Origin of the sequence: Edaphobacter aggregans DSM 19364 (assembly GCF_000745965.1) — a bacterium.
Classification (GTDB): domain Bacteria; phylum Acidobacteriota; class Terriglobia; order Terriglobales; family Acidobacteriaceae; genus Edaphobacter; species Edaphobacter aggregans.
Map to the genome: position 1 here is coordinate 1 of NZ_KN050789.1, position 14,792 is coordinate 14,792.

The window sequence follows — 14,792 nt, forward strand, 5'->3', positions numbered from 1 at the left end:
AGCGCTCAACTTTACTTCCGGCCAGACCTGAGCATCCCTACCCCACAGAGGTGCAGCGTTGACAGCTCATAAAACAGCTATCGCTTACGACGTCTCTACCCCCGTCGCCCGATGGCATGCTCGCACATGCAAGGCTCTCGTGTGCCCACAAGCTGTCCAAGCACCATGTATACGGCACTCGCTCACACCTTGCAGAGCGCAGTTCTGCCCACTTACGGGGCTCCCCCAACTCCGTTGGTTCAATTTTTGCCCCTGCCATGGCCGCGATCAGCCAGCCCGCACCATTGAAAATCCATAGGTAGATCACCGCGTCCGCCGCAAACGCCAGCGGCTCAGTTCAAACGATCCTATCGAAACTGCCCCCGCCGAAAGAATCACGCTCAACCCTGCCTCGTCTACCGGGAGCAGCCCCGATAGGAACCTAACGTTTGTGGGTACTAAATCAAATGGCTGTTTATGGTCGTCCTCGCCTCCTATGGAATCCTGTAGCCTGAGTATTAAACGGAATGAGCTGAACGATGGCGTCCTCAATACGGCCTACAAAGAACGGGAATGCAAAGCGATTACCGACAGGAGACGTTTCCAGCGAAAAGCTCTGGATTGTGCTTCGACGCGCCTATCATGCCATCGCCGACCTCCTTGAGAGCGGAGTAGCTGCAAGAGGAATTGCAGTGAGCGACTTTATCGTTCTTGAGGTACTCCTGCATAACGGTGAGTTGACTGCATCAGAAATCGCCCAAAAGACTCGTTTGGCTGCCGCCTCAGTCGCGATGACAATTGCGCGTCTGAAGAAGCAAGATCTGATCAATGTTCGATCTCATCGGGGAAGTCAGCAGGAAAAGCATGGTTTCGATTTGACCGAGCAAGGGCGCAGGTCGATCGATTGGTTGTACGAAGAACATGCAAAGGATATCGGAGCCATTTTCAATATCCTCTCCGACCAGCAGCAACTTGACCTATATCTGTCGTTACGGGAAGTGGGCCATAACTCGGCAGATGGTCGTGCCGTGCCTACGGTGAACCAGAGCGGTGGGCTGACACCCTGGCAATTGCGGCGCGCGGTGGAGTATATGCGACAACACATGACCCACCCGGTAACGACCAAAGAGATCGCCGCTTCAATCGAATTGTCAGATTCTCATTTCAGGAAGGCATTCAAGATTGCCACAGGTGTTTCTCCACATAGATGGTTGCTCGGCATACGTATCAGTGAGGCACAGAAGCTCCTCAAAGAGGGCGTCGTTTCGCAGTCGGAGATTGCACTGGCGACTGGGTTCGGCGATCAGAGCCACTTTTCGCGAACGTTTCAAAGGGTCATTGGTGTTTCCCCACGCGTATGGCAGAGGGACCACGATCTGCAATAAATAGGAATGCAGCCTGAGTGCAGGCTCTATCGTGATTAACTTCGACCGGCCTTTACCAAGGCCGGAGCATGCTCCTTCCGGGAGAAGCGGATTCGACAAAGGAAAACGTTTTTGGGCAAGACGCTCCGTCGAGGCCCGGTTGATTCTTGAGAAGCGGAACGCTCTTTCGAGATAAACCGCAAATTGAGGAGCAGCCATGAGCCCCGAAAAGTCGCAAGCGCCCATTGACTACGACCGCCTGATGCAGGCACATCTCGCTCGGGTGTTCAACGAGCGCGACGCCTCTCGCCGAGTCAAAGCTATCGCAGAGATTTATGCCGACGACGCCACACTGTATGAACCGCCGGATGCCACAGCAAAGGGGCACGCCGGCATAGAGGAGGCTGTGGCAGGACTCCTGTCGAGCCTGCCGCCAAACTTCGTCTTCACCTCGATAGGTCCTGCCGTCGGTCACCACGGTGTTGGAAGGCTGCGCTGGCAATCCGGACCACCGAACGGCCCCGTAGCCGTGACCGGCATGGATGTGGCCCATTTCGTGAACGGCCGTATCCACTCCCTCTACGTCTTTCTCGATCCACCTGCCGCGTAAGCGTCCGCTCTGTATATGAGACACAGGTCTATGCACTCGACTGAGAAACGTTCGCTGATGATCTCTCGCGGTTGGATTCAAGCGGCAGGCATCGTTCTGATTATTGGATTCTTCATCATGGGTGTGCTCACCTATTACACCTATAACGATGAGCCGCCCATTCCAGAAGCCGTCAACGATGCGAACGGCGCAGTCCTCTTTACTCGCCCTGACATCATGGAAGGGCAGCGAATTTTTCTAAGCAACGGTCTAATGCAATACGGCTCGATCTTTGGACATGGTGCTTATCTTGGGCCAGATTTCACGACGGAATATCTGCATCGTGCGGCACTCTCAAGCATTGAGTTTTACGGTGGCCAAAGCTCCGACACAGCACGCAGCCGCACCATACAAGACTTCAAGACCAATCAATATGACCAAACCACGGGAAAGCTCGGATACACAGCTGCCCAAACGCATGCGTTCAACGAGTGCAGAGCTTTCTATGCATCGTTCTTCGGGGAACCGACCACTAAGTTCGGGTTGAGACCACACGCCATTAGTGATCCAGAAGACATTCGCAAATTGACTGCCTTCTTCAGCTGGACTGCTTGGGCAGCATCTACGGCCCGTCCCGGTCATTCTTATTCCTACACTAATAACTGGCCGCCCGAGCCGTTAGTCGACAATCATGCAACAGCCGACTCTATCGTATGGAGCGTGCTCTCTCTGGCTGCATTATTAGGTGGTACTGGGCTGCTTCTGGGAGTCTTCGGCAAGTGGAACCTGCTGGGATGGCATGGGCGTGAGCAACAGAGCATGTCCTTCCGCGCTCCAGATGATGTACTGCTCACACCGGCGCAAAATGCATGCGCATGGTTCTTCTTCATTATGGCAGCGCTGTTCTGCGTTCAGACGCTGTTGGGCGGAGCAACCGAACACTATCGCGCAGACCTGCAGACTTTCTTCGGCATCAATCTCGGTAAGATTCTTCCCTTCAATGTTGTCCGCACATGGCACCTGCAGCTATCCATCTTCTGGGTTGCCACCTCCTATCTCGCATCTGCTATCTTCCTTGCGCCGATGATCGCAGGCAGGGAGCCGCGCGGACAAAATCTGCTCGCATATGGCCTGCTGGGCGCGGTTACCATCGTCGTGGTGGGCAGTCTGTTAGGCGAATTCGCCGGAATTCAAGGCCTGACACGCAATTCATGGTTAGGCGACCAGGGATTTGAATGGCTTGATCTCGGGCGCCTCTGGCAAATCTTGTTAACTGTGGGCCTGCTCTTCTGGGTCGTGATCCTCTATCGCGGGCTTCGCGGCCGTCTGTCTGGCGAACACACAGGAAACATGCCGTGGCTCTTTTTTTTCTCAGCGCTTTCGATCCCTGCATTTTACGGAGTCGGGCTGCTCGCAAATCCCGGAGAGCACTTCACGACGACAGACTTTTGGCGCTTCTGGGTTGTGCACCTCTGGGTGGAAGATTTTCTCGAACTGTTCACGACGATTCTGGTTGCGTACATCTTTGTCTTGTTGGGAGTGGTTCACGAACGCACCGCGTTGCGAATGATCTATCTCGACCTCATTCTCTATTCAGCTGGCGGTATTGTCGGCACCATGCACCACGTGTACTTCTCCGGGGAACCGGCACTCCATATGGCGCTCGGCGCGTTCTTCTCGGCAGCTGAGGTCATCCCTCTCACCTTGCTCACGGTTGAGGCATGGAGCTTCCTGCAACTGGGGACGGCGCAGGAGGCGCGATCGACGACGCCATTCCCACACTACTGGGCTGTGATGTTCCTTGCTGCGGTGGGCTTCTGGAACTTCCTCGGCGCCGGGGTATTTGGTTTCCTCATCAATCTGCCGATCGTTTCCTATTACGAAATTGGCACCGCTCTGACTGCGAATCACGCACATGCCTCGTTTATGGGCGTGTATGGAATGTTGTCGGTCGGCCTCGCGCTCTTCTGTCTGCGGTACATCATTCCCCAAAAGTATTGGTCTGATAAGGCCGCCCAGATCAGCTTCTGGTCTCTTAATCTTGGCTTGGCATGGATGGTTTTCGCAACGCTCTTTCCGCTGGGGATTCTGCAGCTCTATCACTCGATTAGTGTGAGCTACTACGATGCCCGGACGTTGAATTACATCGGCAGTCGGGCCAACACTGTTCTGGAGTGGCTGCGTATGCCCGGCGACCTTGTTTTCATCGTGGGAGGAACGCTGCCAATTCTTTATTTAACTTTCCTTGGCATACGCCACATGCGGAAGAGTCAGACGATGGAAGAACCAAAAGAGATGCTGTTTACCGATATTGTGGCTCCAGTGCAGGAGCGCTGAATTATGGCTGGCGTATCTCTCGAATCCGTCTTGATGCTGGGATACGCCGTTTCCCTTGCATTCATTGCGCTGTTACTCGAATGGGCTGCGCAACATGCTCACCGGCGATCTCTTGGAGTAAGTACCGCCGGTTTCACCTATCACCCCGAACGTGATGTCTGGAGGTGCCCGCAAGATCAGCATCTGTTCCCAATTCTCTCGGATTCGGCAAAGGGAGTTGTGATCTACCGTGCTCCCGCGTCAGCTTGCAACTCCTGCAGAAGCAAGGCCGCGTGCACCGATTCCGATCATGGACGTCAGATTGAGAGAAAGGACCTGAAGGGACTGGAGTTTGGAATGCAACGGTTCCATCGGGCCGTATCGCTCACATTGCTGGTACTCGCCAGCCTGATCCTCGCAGTAGAACTCCTTCGTTCTAGCGGTTTCTATTCGCGAATAGCTCTTACATCGGTCTTAGTGTTGTTTTGCTTGGTCGTTCAGCGCCTCTATAGAAATCTTACTCAGGGTACTTCTGACAGAAGCCAGCTATTCCAGCTGTGAACCCTGCAGAGAAGGTGATGATTCAGTCCAAATGTTCAGTTCTCACAAGTCTCCGCCACGTCTGGGTGCGAAGCCAGAACTTCCTCCATGCCTCCTGTTGATAAACGGTGTCCCGCTGCGTTGATTATGTCGTCCGTTCTCGCGATGACATACACATAGCCGTCCTCGTCCATTAAACCCGGCGTCTGCTGTGGCGTAGTAGCCGGGGAATTGCGAAAAGTAGGAAGCAACGAATCGACGAGGTGGAGCAGCAAAGGTTCATCAACAAGCGATTCATTGTCGGTTATTGATGGAGGAGTCCATGATTTCAGTCGTACCGGCTGCGGCGGAACACATCCTCCGTGATCTCAAGCAGCCTCTGGACGCAGCGGGTGATCCGGGAACCGTATCCGGCTCAAGGGCCGTATTCGGCACATGAAGGACGAGTTCCAAATGCTTCGCGTTGCCTGTACAGCGTTGCTCGTTCTCCTGCCGCTTTCGAGCGCCATTTTTGCTCAGTCAGTATGCCCGGACAGTTCGCAACCCTTCGGACTGCTCCGGCAAGGCGAAGACTACCGGTACCTCAGCAACCCAACATGCAGGCGAGACTTTTGGGACCATCTCAAGTACGTACCGCTCGGATCAAACGAGGGCCGGTTTATCACGATTGGCGGGGAGGTTCGTGAGTGGTACGAGGGCTTCCACAATGCGAGCTGGGGTCTCGGAACGCAAGACGATAACGGCTATCTCTTACAACGGCTCACTACGTATGCCGATATTCATGCAGCACCTCGAATTCGGTTTTTCGTGCAACTCACAAGCGACATCGAAGCCGGACGCAGTGGCGGCCCGAGGCCGGTGATCGACGACTCCAAGCTGTTTTTCGAACAGGGATTCGTCGACATAGCCCTCTCGAAGGCAAGCAAGCAGTCGCTGGTTTGCGCCTTGGACGACAGGAGTTCGAGTTTGGCTCAGGACGCTTGGTCGACGTCAGGGAGGGGCCTAATGTTCATCAAGCCTTCGATGGTGCCTCCCTGGAATGGAAGACACCCTCTTGGATTATCGATGGACTTGCTACAAAGCCCGTGCTGAACGGCACCGATATTCTCGATGCGCCCCCGAATCATGGCTCCACGTTTTGGGGCGTCTATGCGGTCCATCCGTTAACTGAAATCAAGGGCGGAAATATCGATCTTTATTATCTTGGACTCGCTCGGAAGAATGCTTCATTCGAAAAGGGGTCCCAGAACGAGCTACGCCACACGGCGGGAGGAAGGTTTTGGGGCGGGCGAAACGGTTGGAACTATAACAGCGAAGCAATGTTTCAATGGGGTACGTTTGGGGCGAATGACATTCGCGCTTGGGCCACCGCCCATGACACCGCATACACCTTTCGATCCATCCGTCTTCAACCCCAGATTGGTGTCGATGCAGGCGTCGCCAGCGGCGACCACGGCGATTCAAAGTCGGCATTGGGAACATTCAATCCACTGTTCCCGACAGGCATCTATTTCGGCCAGGGAACGCTCTCTCTGAACGGCGCTACGAATCTCATTGAAGTTGGTCCTCACATCAGCTTGCGACTCACGAAATCGCTTACCGTGATTGCGGACGACCACACTTTCTGGCGGACCAGCCTTCAAGACGGCCTGTACGGGCTTGGCATCAATCTACTCGTTGCGGGACGAGGAAATTCTGCGCGTTACATCGGCAACCAGCCAACGGTCGGTGTGTACTGGAATGCTAACCGTCATCTTGCCGTGTCCACCGCCTACGGGCATTTCTTCGTCGGCTCATTTCTGACTCAGGCATCGCCTGCAGGCAAAGACGTGGACTATGCCGGGGTGTGGACGACGTATAAGTTTTAACCACGTCACTGCTCAAGCGGCGAAGCCTTCACCGCAAACAACTCAACAAGAGGACCTCTATGGAAATTGGCATCGACAGTTTTGCAGCAATTCTCCCCGATCCGAAGACGGGCAAACCGCCTTCGGGGACTGATCGTATGGCCGATCTTCTCGAAGAGATCGAAGTCGCCGATCGAGTTGGGCTCGACGTCTTCGGTATGGGCGAACACCATCGCGCCGAATTTCTGGATTCCGCGCCAGCAATCATCCTGGCGGCTGCGGCTGCCCGCACCAAAACGATCCGTCTTACGAGCGCGGTCACAGTGTTGAGCGCTGCTGACCCAGTGCGTGTATTTCAGGAGTTCGCGACCCTCGATCTGATTTCGAAGGGCCGCGCCGAGATCGTCGTTGGTCGGGGTTCTTTCGGCGAGGCCTATCCATTGTTCGGCTTCGACGCGCGCGATTATGATGCGCTCTTTGCGGAGAAACTCGATCTCTTTCTCAAGCTCCGAGAGACGGCTCATCCTGCCTGGCAGGGGCGCTATCGTCCGGCGCTCACGGGGCAGGGTGTTTTCCCGAGGCCCCATCAGCAGCGTCTCCCGGTTTGGCTTGGCGTCGGAGGCACACCGCAATCTTTCGCCCGCGCCGGCGCGCTCGGCCTGCCTCTGATGGTCGCAATCATCGGCGGCAGTTTCGAGCGTTTCCGTCCGCTCGTCGATCTCTACCGCGAGAGCGGTCTGAGAGCTGGATACACTGCTGACAAACTCACAGTCGGCGTCCATGCGATGGGTTTCGTTGGAGAGACAACTACAAAAGCCAAAGATGCCTTCTTCCCGGGTTGGGCATATATGGTCTCGACGATCGGTCGCGAGCGTGGCTGGTCAACTCCTACGCGTCGGCAGTTCGATGCGATGTGTGGCCCTGAAGGTGCCTTTTTGATCGGTGATTCAGCTACCGTTGCCAGCAAGATGCTCGATGCGAGCCTTGCACTCGGTGGCGTAAGCCGTATCACTTTCCAAATGAGTTCGGCCTCGCTCGAAACTACCGCAATGAAGCGCTCCATAGAATTGCTCGGAACTGAAGTAGCGCCAATTGTCCGAGTTCGTTCGAGCGGTTAAGGCGGCTTGCGCGGCTGCTACGGTTCACTACCACTCGCAGCGTGTGGCTTCTTGAAGTTTGAGTTCGCGCCTGTCGGTCCGCTTGCCCACTCAGCCTCTTGCTCCAGGGCAAGTAAGCGCATGCGCTGCGCCGGCGATGAGATCGAAGGAATCTGGCGTTCTGCCGGCGCAGTTGGCTTTACCCAAGGGACCTTCCCTCGCGGAAGATGCTTTACTGGCTGAAGCCATGAAGTCCCTGGTTGACGGATGTCCCTTCGGCGAGGTTGTTCTCACGATCCGACTTCATTGGTGAGCTGCCGGAACGTCTCTACGATTGTTTCCAATAGCTCATCTTTGTTCCGCTTCGTTATGAGTTCATGGCCTGCACCGGTGACCGGCAAGAGTTCCGTTCGTGCGGGGATGAGCTTCAACGCCGCTGTCATCTCATCAGTGGAGCCAAAGCCATCCCGTAGGCCATGAACGAACAACGCTGGGGTTCGGAGGCCTGGGAAATGCTCTGTCCGCAACTCGCTCGGTCGTTGCGGCGGATGGAGCGGGTAAGAGAGCAACAGGAGCTGATCGACGAGACCAGGTTCAGCCGCAGCCAGCATGGAGGCTTGTCTTCCTCCGTAGGAGTGGCCACCCAGGAATACGCGTCCTGAGATATGTCTTCGCATGGACATTACTGCTGCGCGGAGCCCCTGTTGGTCGCGTTCGGCGCTACCTCGTGGCGGCGGTCCGTGGGGACGCGACTGGCGGAAGGGAAGATCGTAACGGACGACGGTCAATCCCGAGGCACAGAATGCGTCTGCAAGCGTTACGAGCAGCGGAGAATTGCAATTTGCTCCGGCGCCATGCGTCAGTACGAGACAATCTCCTGGCGAGCCAGCAGGGCGATGCAGGAATCCTCGAACGGGTACTTCATGCGCCTGAGTATCCAGGAACTCTTGATAGTTGTTCATCGTGCTTGAGGCCTATCTCTTGTAGCGAAGCTGTGCCAGTCGGGGTCCATTCTAATAGGCGTTTCGCTCTCTAAAGAGCGTGAATTGATTTGTGCTCACACACAATATTTGCTTTGCCTCGTTCAGGCAGGGCTAAGATTGAGGCTGTCTACTGATTTTCTGTTTGCCGATAGGACTCCCTATGAGTTGACACTGCGAATGGAACGAGCATCATGCGCCCAGACTCCGCCATCGTCACTCCGTTGGTTGTGCCTCGTCCGCCATGGCGTCGAGGATCGCCACCGTGTCCGCCTGTCCCACGTTGCGCCGGGTCCACATCCGCAACCGGCTACGCGGATGGCGACACGCGATGTCATACGCAAGGTCTCCCAGCGCCTCAGGAGTCAGAGTCTTCAGTTCCTCCATGAGATTGTGAGCATGTTCCTTGGCTTGCTTGTGTGCGCTCGTCGTGTAACCGATTGCACTGACCGATTCCTTACTAACCGATTCAATGACAGATTCTTCCTTATATAGAGAGGCGTGAATGTCTCCCCTGAGGAGTCCCTGTGTCTCCCCATCTATGGCGTCAATGTCTCCTCTGAGGAGTCCTGATGTCACATCTACTGTTTCCGGTAGAGGAGTCTGTATGTCTCCCCTATCGAGTCCCTCGTCGCCTTCCTGTCCTGCGCTTAGAGGAGTCTCTGTGTCTCCCCTACTGATGAGTTCCTTGATGGAGGCAACCTGAACGGTGTACCTGCTCGAAGACCTGCCTTTCCCGACCTCGCGCGAGATGTAACCCCGCTCGATGAGGGTTGGGATGATCCGCTGGACTTGGCGCTCTTGGAGGCGCGACACCGTAGCGATCAGCGACCGCGAGGGGTAGCAGTCGTAGGTGGCGTTGTCCGCATACCTGCAAATGGCGACGAGCACCGACTGTTCGCTCACGGACAGGCCGGGGAGGTCAAAGCAGAGGTTCCGCACCAAGGCCGCAGCCCAGAAGGAAGCCAGCAAGTCCCTCTCCGAAATCAACGAACGACTCGCCGGTATAAGTGTTGCAGGCCTCTGCGACCGCTTCCTCCTCGAGGGCATGAAAGATATCCGTCCACACAGTCAGGCTACCTACCGCTCTTTCCTCAAGCGTGTCCGCATGGAGTGGGCTGACTGGCGCGTGGAGGATATGGCGAAGGACATCATGGCCGCAGAGAATTGGATCAACGGATACCAGACGTTGCCGATTCCGGAGAAGGTCGAACCCGATTACATCGCCAAGGGAAAGCGCGTCAAAGGGAAGGTCACTCCGGCGCGTCCAGCCCGCGATGTCAGCAACAAAACCAAGCTGCACCTGAAAGCCTTCCTCCATCGTCTCCTCGAATGCGCGATGAAGTGGAACCTCCTCACGCTCCAGAGGAACCCTTTCCAATTGGTCGAAGTAAAGGGAAAGCGAATCAAGGTCCGGATGATTACGTACCTCACTGGCGAGCAGTACCGTGCCCTAGTCGCTGACTCAGAGCTATGCCAGCACGTGCGAGTCATGATCCAGATCGCCATGATTCTCGGGCTCCGAGCGAGCGAGATACTCGGCCTCCGCTGGGAGGATGTTGACTTCGAGAAGGCGACGATCACAATCCGTAGGTCGGTCGTCGAGAAGGACATGGATGACACCAAGACACAGGCGTCTGAGGCGGAGTTGCCGATGCACGAGGACTTGGCGATGGTGCTGAAGGAATGGCGCGAGCCAAATCAGGATGAGAACGGGGAGGATATATCCGTCAACGGCTGGCTCTTTGGCAACATCCTAACTGGCCGACCGTTCTGGCGCGGCACACTACAGAAGGACCATCTCATACCGGCCGGCAAGCGCGTCGGCATCGCGAGCCTGGGCTGGCACGACTTCCGCCACACCTACCGCGCGATGATGGGTGAATTGGACGACATCCCGCTCGAGATGCAGAAGACGCTGATGCGCCACTCCGACATCAGCACAACGCTCAGCTACGGCGGAAAGAGGTCGGCAAACAAGACCCGCGCGGCCAATGCCAAGGTTGTGGAGATGTTGAGGAAGAGAGCATGAGAGGTTGAGCGCAGATTAGGGCATCTAGGCGCACTAAAAACCCAGCCCAGAAACAGAAGAGGCCTCCCGTTAAGGAGGCCTTTCTGCTGCTGCAATCACGGTTATTTCCACCGTCTCTTTGAGGGGGGCTGAAAATTGCCTTGCCCTTATCTTGCCCTCGATGTTTTGGCCTTAGACCGCGACTCCAGCTAAGTCGTTGATCTTACAGCTATAAGTGGTGCGCCCGGAAGGACTCGAACCTCCGACCCTCTGGTTCGAAGCCAGATGCTCTATCCAGCTGAGCTACGGGCGCGGGTGAAGCGGAAGATCTGCTGCGTAAGGAAGCGTATCGCAGGAGAGGATGGTTTCGCGAGTTATTTCGCGGGAGCGGGAGCGGCGGTGAGTGCCTCAACGGGCTGCGGAGCCGTGACCATCGGCAGCTTCTCGACGACATCGAGTCCGGCGCGCCGGAGCAACTGGTGAATCGCCGGCTCGTTGAGGCGCGTTGCGTCGTACTCGACGAGCAAAGTCTTTTCAGTCTCATCGAAGGAGAGGTGGCGAACCCCATAGACCTCGCGGATGCGGGCGATTGCCAGTGCTGCAGCCTCGGTAGGAGGCGTACCGTAGCGGTATTGAACATCAAGCTGCGTCATGTCTTCGATGATACCAGCGATGGTGACGACGATGTCAGCCGAGCCACTTCGGGTTGGCGGCCGTTCCGTCGTAGCGGTTCGAGGTCTTGAAGAGCTCGAACCGGCCTTCGCTGGCGGCGTCGCGTGTGCGGGCGAGCAGGGCGGTGACCTGAGTGTCAGAGAGCGGCTTGAAGGTGCGGGCGGCGGTAAGGGCCTGCTGGAGGATGGTGGGGGAGTCGATGCCGGTGATGACGACGGAGACTGGTTGGGTTAGCCCGTAGTGCAATGCTTCGATGGGCTCGACGGTCTTGGAGTCGAGGATGAAGTGGTCGCCGAAGGTCTTCATGGCAAGGATAGCGGTGCCTTGCTGGAGGGCGACGGGCATCACCTCTTTGGCGAAGGAGCGGAAGTGCGCGTCCATGACGTTGATGGGCATCTGGACAGTATCCAGGTGGAAGTTGTGCTTCTTTGCCACCTCGAACATGCGGAGGTGGACGGCGGGATCCTTGTGTCCGGTGAAGCCGATGTAGCGGATCTTGCCGGCCTGGCGGGCGGCGACGGCAGCCTCCATGGCTCCGCCGGGGCCGAAGATGCGGTCGGGGTCCTCCATGCGGATGACCTCGTGGAACTGGACGAGATCGATTACGTCGGTCTGAAGGCGGCCGAGTGACTCCTCGAGTTGCTTGGCGTAGGACTCTTTCGTGCGGCCGTCCATCTTGGTCATGAGAAAGACCTTCTCGCGGTAGCCGTCCCGGAGGGCCCGGCCCATGCGGACCTCGCTGAGGCCGTCGTTGTAGTCCCAGCAGTTATCCATGAAGGTGATGCCGGCGTCGATTGCCTGACGAATGAGCTTGATACTGGCGTCGGAGTCGGGGGATTTGCCGATGTGGTAGCCGCCGAGGCCGATGGCGGAGACGCGCTCGCCTGTCTTGCCGAGTTCTCGGTAGATCATGCCGGGAACCTCAGGGCGCTTTTGGGGCGCAGCCGCTCCCGCGTTCTGTGCAATGGCGTAGCTAGAGGTGGCGGCTGCTGCCAACCCCGCGGCGGTGGCGGATTTCAAAAAGTTTCGGCGCTGCATGCAGAGTTAGATGTTGAACGACCACCGTCCGGATGGTTGGGCGCAGCTTAGACGGGATGTGCCGCACGGGCGATTAGCGTGGCGTTGTTGGCCCAGAGAGCGAGCTACGAGCCATGTGCCATCCTTGCGATTAATGTGGCGGAGTAGGCGGCGCCGAAGCCGTTGTCGATGTTGACGACGGTGACGTTGGGGGAGCAGGAGTTGAGCATGCCGAGGAGGGCGGCGGCCCCACTGAAGGAGGCTCCGTAACCGACGGAGGTAGGGACGGCGATGACGGGGACGCCGACGAGGCCTCCGACGACGGAGGGGAGCGCGCCTTCCATTCCGGCGCAGACGATGACGGCGTTGGCGGAGGCGAGTTGGTCGCGTACGGCGAGGAGGCGGTGGATGCCGGCGACGCCTACGTCGTAGAGGCGGGTAACGCGGGTGTTGAAGAGTTCGGCAGTGACGGCGGCCTCCTCGGCGATGGGGAGATCGCTGGTGCCCGCGCAGACGACGGCGATGTGGCCCTTTGGTTCGGAGTGTGTGGATTGGCGGAGCGTGAGGGCCCGGGCCTGCGGGTGGTGGACGGCGGCGGGGACGGCTTCCAGGACGGCGAGCGCGGTGGGATCGTCGGCGCGGGTGGCGAGGACGTCGTGTCCGGCGGCGGCCATGCGGGAAAAGATCTCGGCGGTCTGGGCGGGGGATTTTCCGGCGGCGTAGATGACCTCGGGCAGGCCGCTGCGGAGGGCGCGATGGTGATCGATGCGGGCGTGGCCGAGGTCCTCGAAGGGGAGAGAGGCCAGGCGGTCGGAGGCATCGGAGGGGGTAAGGTCGCCGCGTTCGACGGCGGCGAGGAGTTCGAGGAGGGTGGCTTTGTTCATTGCGCCGCTGCCTTGGAGGAGTGATAGGCGGCGATGGCGGCTTGTTGGACGAGCTTTACGGGGACGTTGTGCTGGGCGGCGGCGGCGCGGCAGTCCTCGAACTCGGGGGCGGCGTTGTAGGTTTCGTTGTTGCGTGAGCCGACTTTGATGCGTATGTCTCCGTAGGGGGTCGCGACGGTGGTGTGGGAGCGGTCGAGACAGGAGCGGCGCTCGTGGTGGATGCGCACGCCGAGGGTGCTGGTCTCGCGGAGGAGAAGGTCTTCGAGCGCAGGGACGTTTGCGTCGTCGGCGAGGACGGTGATGTGGGTGCCGAGGCGGCCCTTCTTCATCTGCACGGCCGTGGACATAACATCGAGGGCGCCGAGGGCGAGGGCGCGCTCGCTGACGTGCGCGAGGATCTGCGGAGAGAGGTCGTCGATGGCGGTCTCGAGGACGGCAACGGAGGCGTGGTTGCCGCCGGCTGCGTCGCCGATGGACAGGCGCAGGACGTTGGGGAAGTCCTGCGGGTTTCGCGATCCCGCGCCGTAGCCGATCTGCTGGACTCGCATCGCGGGCTGGGGGCCGAAGGTGGGAGAGATGGCTCGGATGAGAGCGGCGCCGGTGGGGGTCACAAGCTCCTGTTGGACGTGCGCGGAGTAGGTTGGCATGCCCCGCAGCAGATCGGCGGTTGCGGGCGCGGGGACGGGGAAGCGGCCGTGGGCGCAGTCGACCATGCCTCCGCCGACGTTGATGGGGGACGAGTACCAGGCATCGATGGCGAGGGCATGGATGCCGGCGCTGACGGCGACGATATCGACGATGGCGTCGACGGCACCGACCTCGTGGAAGTGAATCTTTTCGATCGGCACGTTATGGATTTTCGCCTCGCTGGCCCCCAGGAGTTCGAAGGCGTGGATGGCAGTGTGCTTCGCTGCATCGGGCAGACTTGCTGACTGAATCAACGAGCGGATGACGGAGAGCGAGCGGCCGTGGGTGTCGGGGTGGTCGTGGGCGTGCGGCTCATCGTGGGCATGCGAATGCCCGATCTTGTGCTGATGCTGAGTGCCGGGGTGGTGATGGTGTTCGCGGACACGCTGCTGCTGGACTCTGTCGTCGTGTTTGTGTGGCTGGACCGCTTCGGCGAGCCTGCCGTTCTCGAGAACATGCACCTTGGTCGAGGAGATACCGCTGCGATCGACCTTCTCGATGGAGAGTGACGCGCCGAGGTTGAGCGCGGAGGCAGCGTCGTGAAGGACTTGAGGCGGAACTCCGGCCTCGATCAGAGCTCCCAGGAACATGTCGCCGCTGATGCCGGCGAAGCAATCGAGATAGGCAATGCGCATGGCCGATATTGTTTCACGGCGGAATGGAGGCCGCTACCGATGCCGAGCGAAAGAACTACAGCTGTCGATTCCTCTGGACAACGCAGCATCGGGGAGTAGAATTCCGGCGTTCTTCAGAATCATCCTGGGTTGCCGGCCAAGCTCCGGGGCTGTCTCTGGCCTGTGGCTTTGATC

General features: G+C 58.1%; 12 protein-coding genes, 1 tRNA gene and 2 pseudogenes. 7 read left to right on the forward strand and 8 right to left on the reverse strand.

The features are described 5' to 3' along the window. Nucleotides 1-518 precede the first annotated feature (518 nt). From Q363_RS37230 to Q363_RS33015, 3 genes are all read left to right on the forward strand, one after another. A complete protein-coding gene (locus Q363_RS37230; protein ID WP_051979677.1) occupies nucleotides 519-1,364 on the forward strand; it encodes a helix-turn-helix domain-containing protein in 846 nt (281 codons plus the stop codon). A gap of 196 nt (nucleotides 1,365-1,560) precedes the next feature. After that, a complete protein-coding gene (locus Q363_RS33010; protein WP_035359128.1) occupies nucleotides 1,561-1,953 on the forward strand; it encodes a nuclear transport factor 2 family protein in 393 nt (130 codons plus the stop codon). Nucleotides 1,954-2,070: 117 nt separating this feature from the next. Next, complete coding sequence (locus Q363_RS33015; protein WP_211256485.1) at nucleotides 2,071-4,269, forward strand: nitric-oxide reductase large subunit; 2,199 nt, start codon at nucleotides 2,071-2,073, stop codon at nucleotides 4,267-4,269. Between the two features lie 590 nt (nucleotides 4,270-4,859). Here the strand turns inward: Q363_RS33015 and Q363_RS47360 are convergent. Further along, nucleotides 4,860-5,046: pseudogene (locus Q363_RS47360) on the reverse strand (hypothetical protein); the annotation flags it as partial. A 195-nt stretch (nucleotides 5,047-5,241) separates the two neighbouring features. On the opposite strand from Q363_RS47360, the pseudogene Q363_RS47365 reads away from it, so the two are divergent. The 3 genes and pseudogenes from Q363_RS47365 to Q363_RS33030 form a co-directional block, all read left to right on the forward strand. Then, nucleotides 5,242-5,691 (forward strand): annotated as a pseudogene (locus Q363_RS47365) (alginate export family protein); the annotation flags it as partial. A gap of 35 nt (nucleotides 5,692-5,726) precedes the next feature. Next, nucleotides 5,727-6,656 (forward strand): alginate export family protein, encoded by a 930-nt coding sequence (locus Q363_RS45155; protein WP_281176127.1) that lies wholly within the window; start codon nucleotides 5,727-5,729, stop codon nucleotides 6,654-6,656. Nucleotides 6,657-6,715: 59 nt separating this feature from the next. Next, nucleotides 6,716-7,753 carry an LLM class flavin-dependent oxidoreductase gene (locus Q363_RS33030; RefSeq protein WP_035359130.1) on the forward strand — a complete coding sequence of 346 codons (1,038 nt, stop codon included), beginning with the start codon at nucleotides 6,716-6,718 and terminating at the stop codon, nucleotides 7,751-7,753. Between the two features lie 269 nt (nucleotides 7,754-8,022). Here the strand turns inward: Q363_RS33030 and Q363_RS33035 are convergent, their stop codons facing one another. Together Q363_RS33035 and Q363_RS33040 are read right to left on the reverse strand one after the other, a co-directional pair. Continuing rightward, complete coding sequence (locus Q363_RS33035) at nucleotides 8,023-8,694, reverse strand: alpha/beta hydrolase family protein (RefSeq protein ID WP_035359132.1); 672 nt, start codon at nucleotides 8,692-8,694, stop codon at nucleotides 8,023-8,025. A gap of 234 nt (nucleotides 8,695-8,928) precedes the next feature. Continuing rightward, nucleotides 8,929-9,684 (reverse strand): helix-turn-helix domain-containing protein, encoded by a 756-nt coding sequence (locus Q363_RS33040; protein ID WP_211256486.1) that lies wholly within the window; start codon nucleotides 9,682-9,684, stop codon nucleotides 8,929-8,931. Nucleotides 9,685-9,760: 76 nt separating this feature from the next. Here Q363_RS33040 and Q363_RS33045 point away from each other — a divergent pair, with 76 nt between their 5' ends. Beyond that, nucleotides 9,761-10,744 carry a tyrosine-type recombinase/integrase gene (locus tag Q363_RS33045; protein WP_035359135.1) on the forward strand — a complete coding sequence of 328 codons (984 nt, stop codon included), beginning with the start codon at nucleotides 9,761-9,763 and terminating at the stop codon, nucleotides 10,742-10,744. A gap of 215 nt (nucleotides 10,745-10,959) precedes the next feature. On the opposite strand, the gene Q363_RS33050 is transcribed toward Q363_RS33045, so the two are convergent. The 5 genes from Q363_RS33050 to larC form a co-directional block, all read right to left on the reverse strand. Continuing rightward, nucleotides 10,960-11,036 (reverse strand) — tRNA-Arg (locus Q363_RS33050). Between the two features lie 61 nt (nucleotides 11,037-11,097). Continuing rightward, complete coding sequence (locus tag Q363_RS33055) at nucleotides 11,098-11,376, reverse strand: hypothetical protein (RefSeq protein WP_035359136.1); 279 nt, start codon at nucleotides 11,374-11,376, stop codon at nucleotides 11,098-11,100. 34 nt (nucleotides 11,377-11,410) lie between these two features. Further along, nucleotides 11,411-12,415, reverse strand: a complete 1,005-nt coding sequence (locus tag Q363_RS33060; protein WP_245632644.1) for an aldo/keto reductase — start codon at nucleotides 12,413-12,415, stop codon at nucleotides 11,411-11,413. A gap of 122 nt (nucleotides 12,416-12,537) precedes the next feature. After that, nucleotides 12,538-13,296 carry a nickel pincer cofactor biosynthesis protein LarB gene (larB, locus tag Q363_RS33065; RefSeq protein ID WP_035359138.1) on the reverse strand — a complete coding sequence of 253 codons (759 nt, stop codon included), beginning with the start codon at nucleotides 13,294-13,296 and terminating at the stop codon, nucleotides 12,538-12,540. Continuing rightward, nucleotides 13,293-14,618: a nickel pincer cofactor biosynthesis protein LarC gene (gene larC, locus Q363_RS33070; protein ID WP_035359139.1), complete on the reverse strand. Its 1,326-nt coding sequence runs from the start codon at nucleotides 14,616-14,618 to the stop codon at nucleotides 13,293-13,295. The genes larB and larC overlap by 4 nt, the downstream gene beginning before the upstream one ends. Between the last annotated feature and the right edge of the window lie 174 nt (nucleotides 14,619-14,792).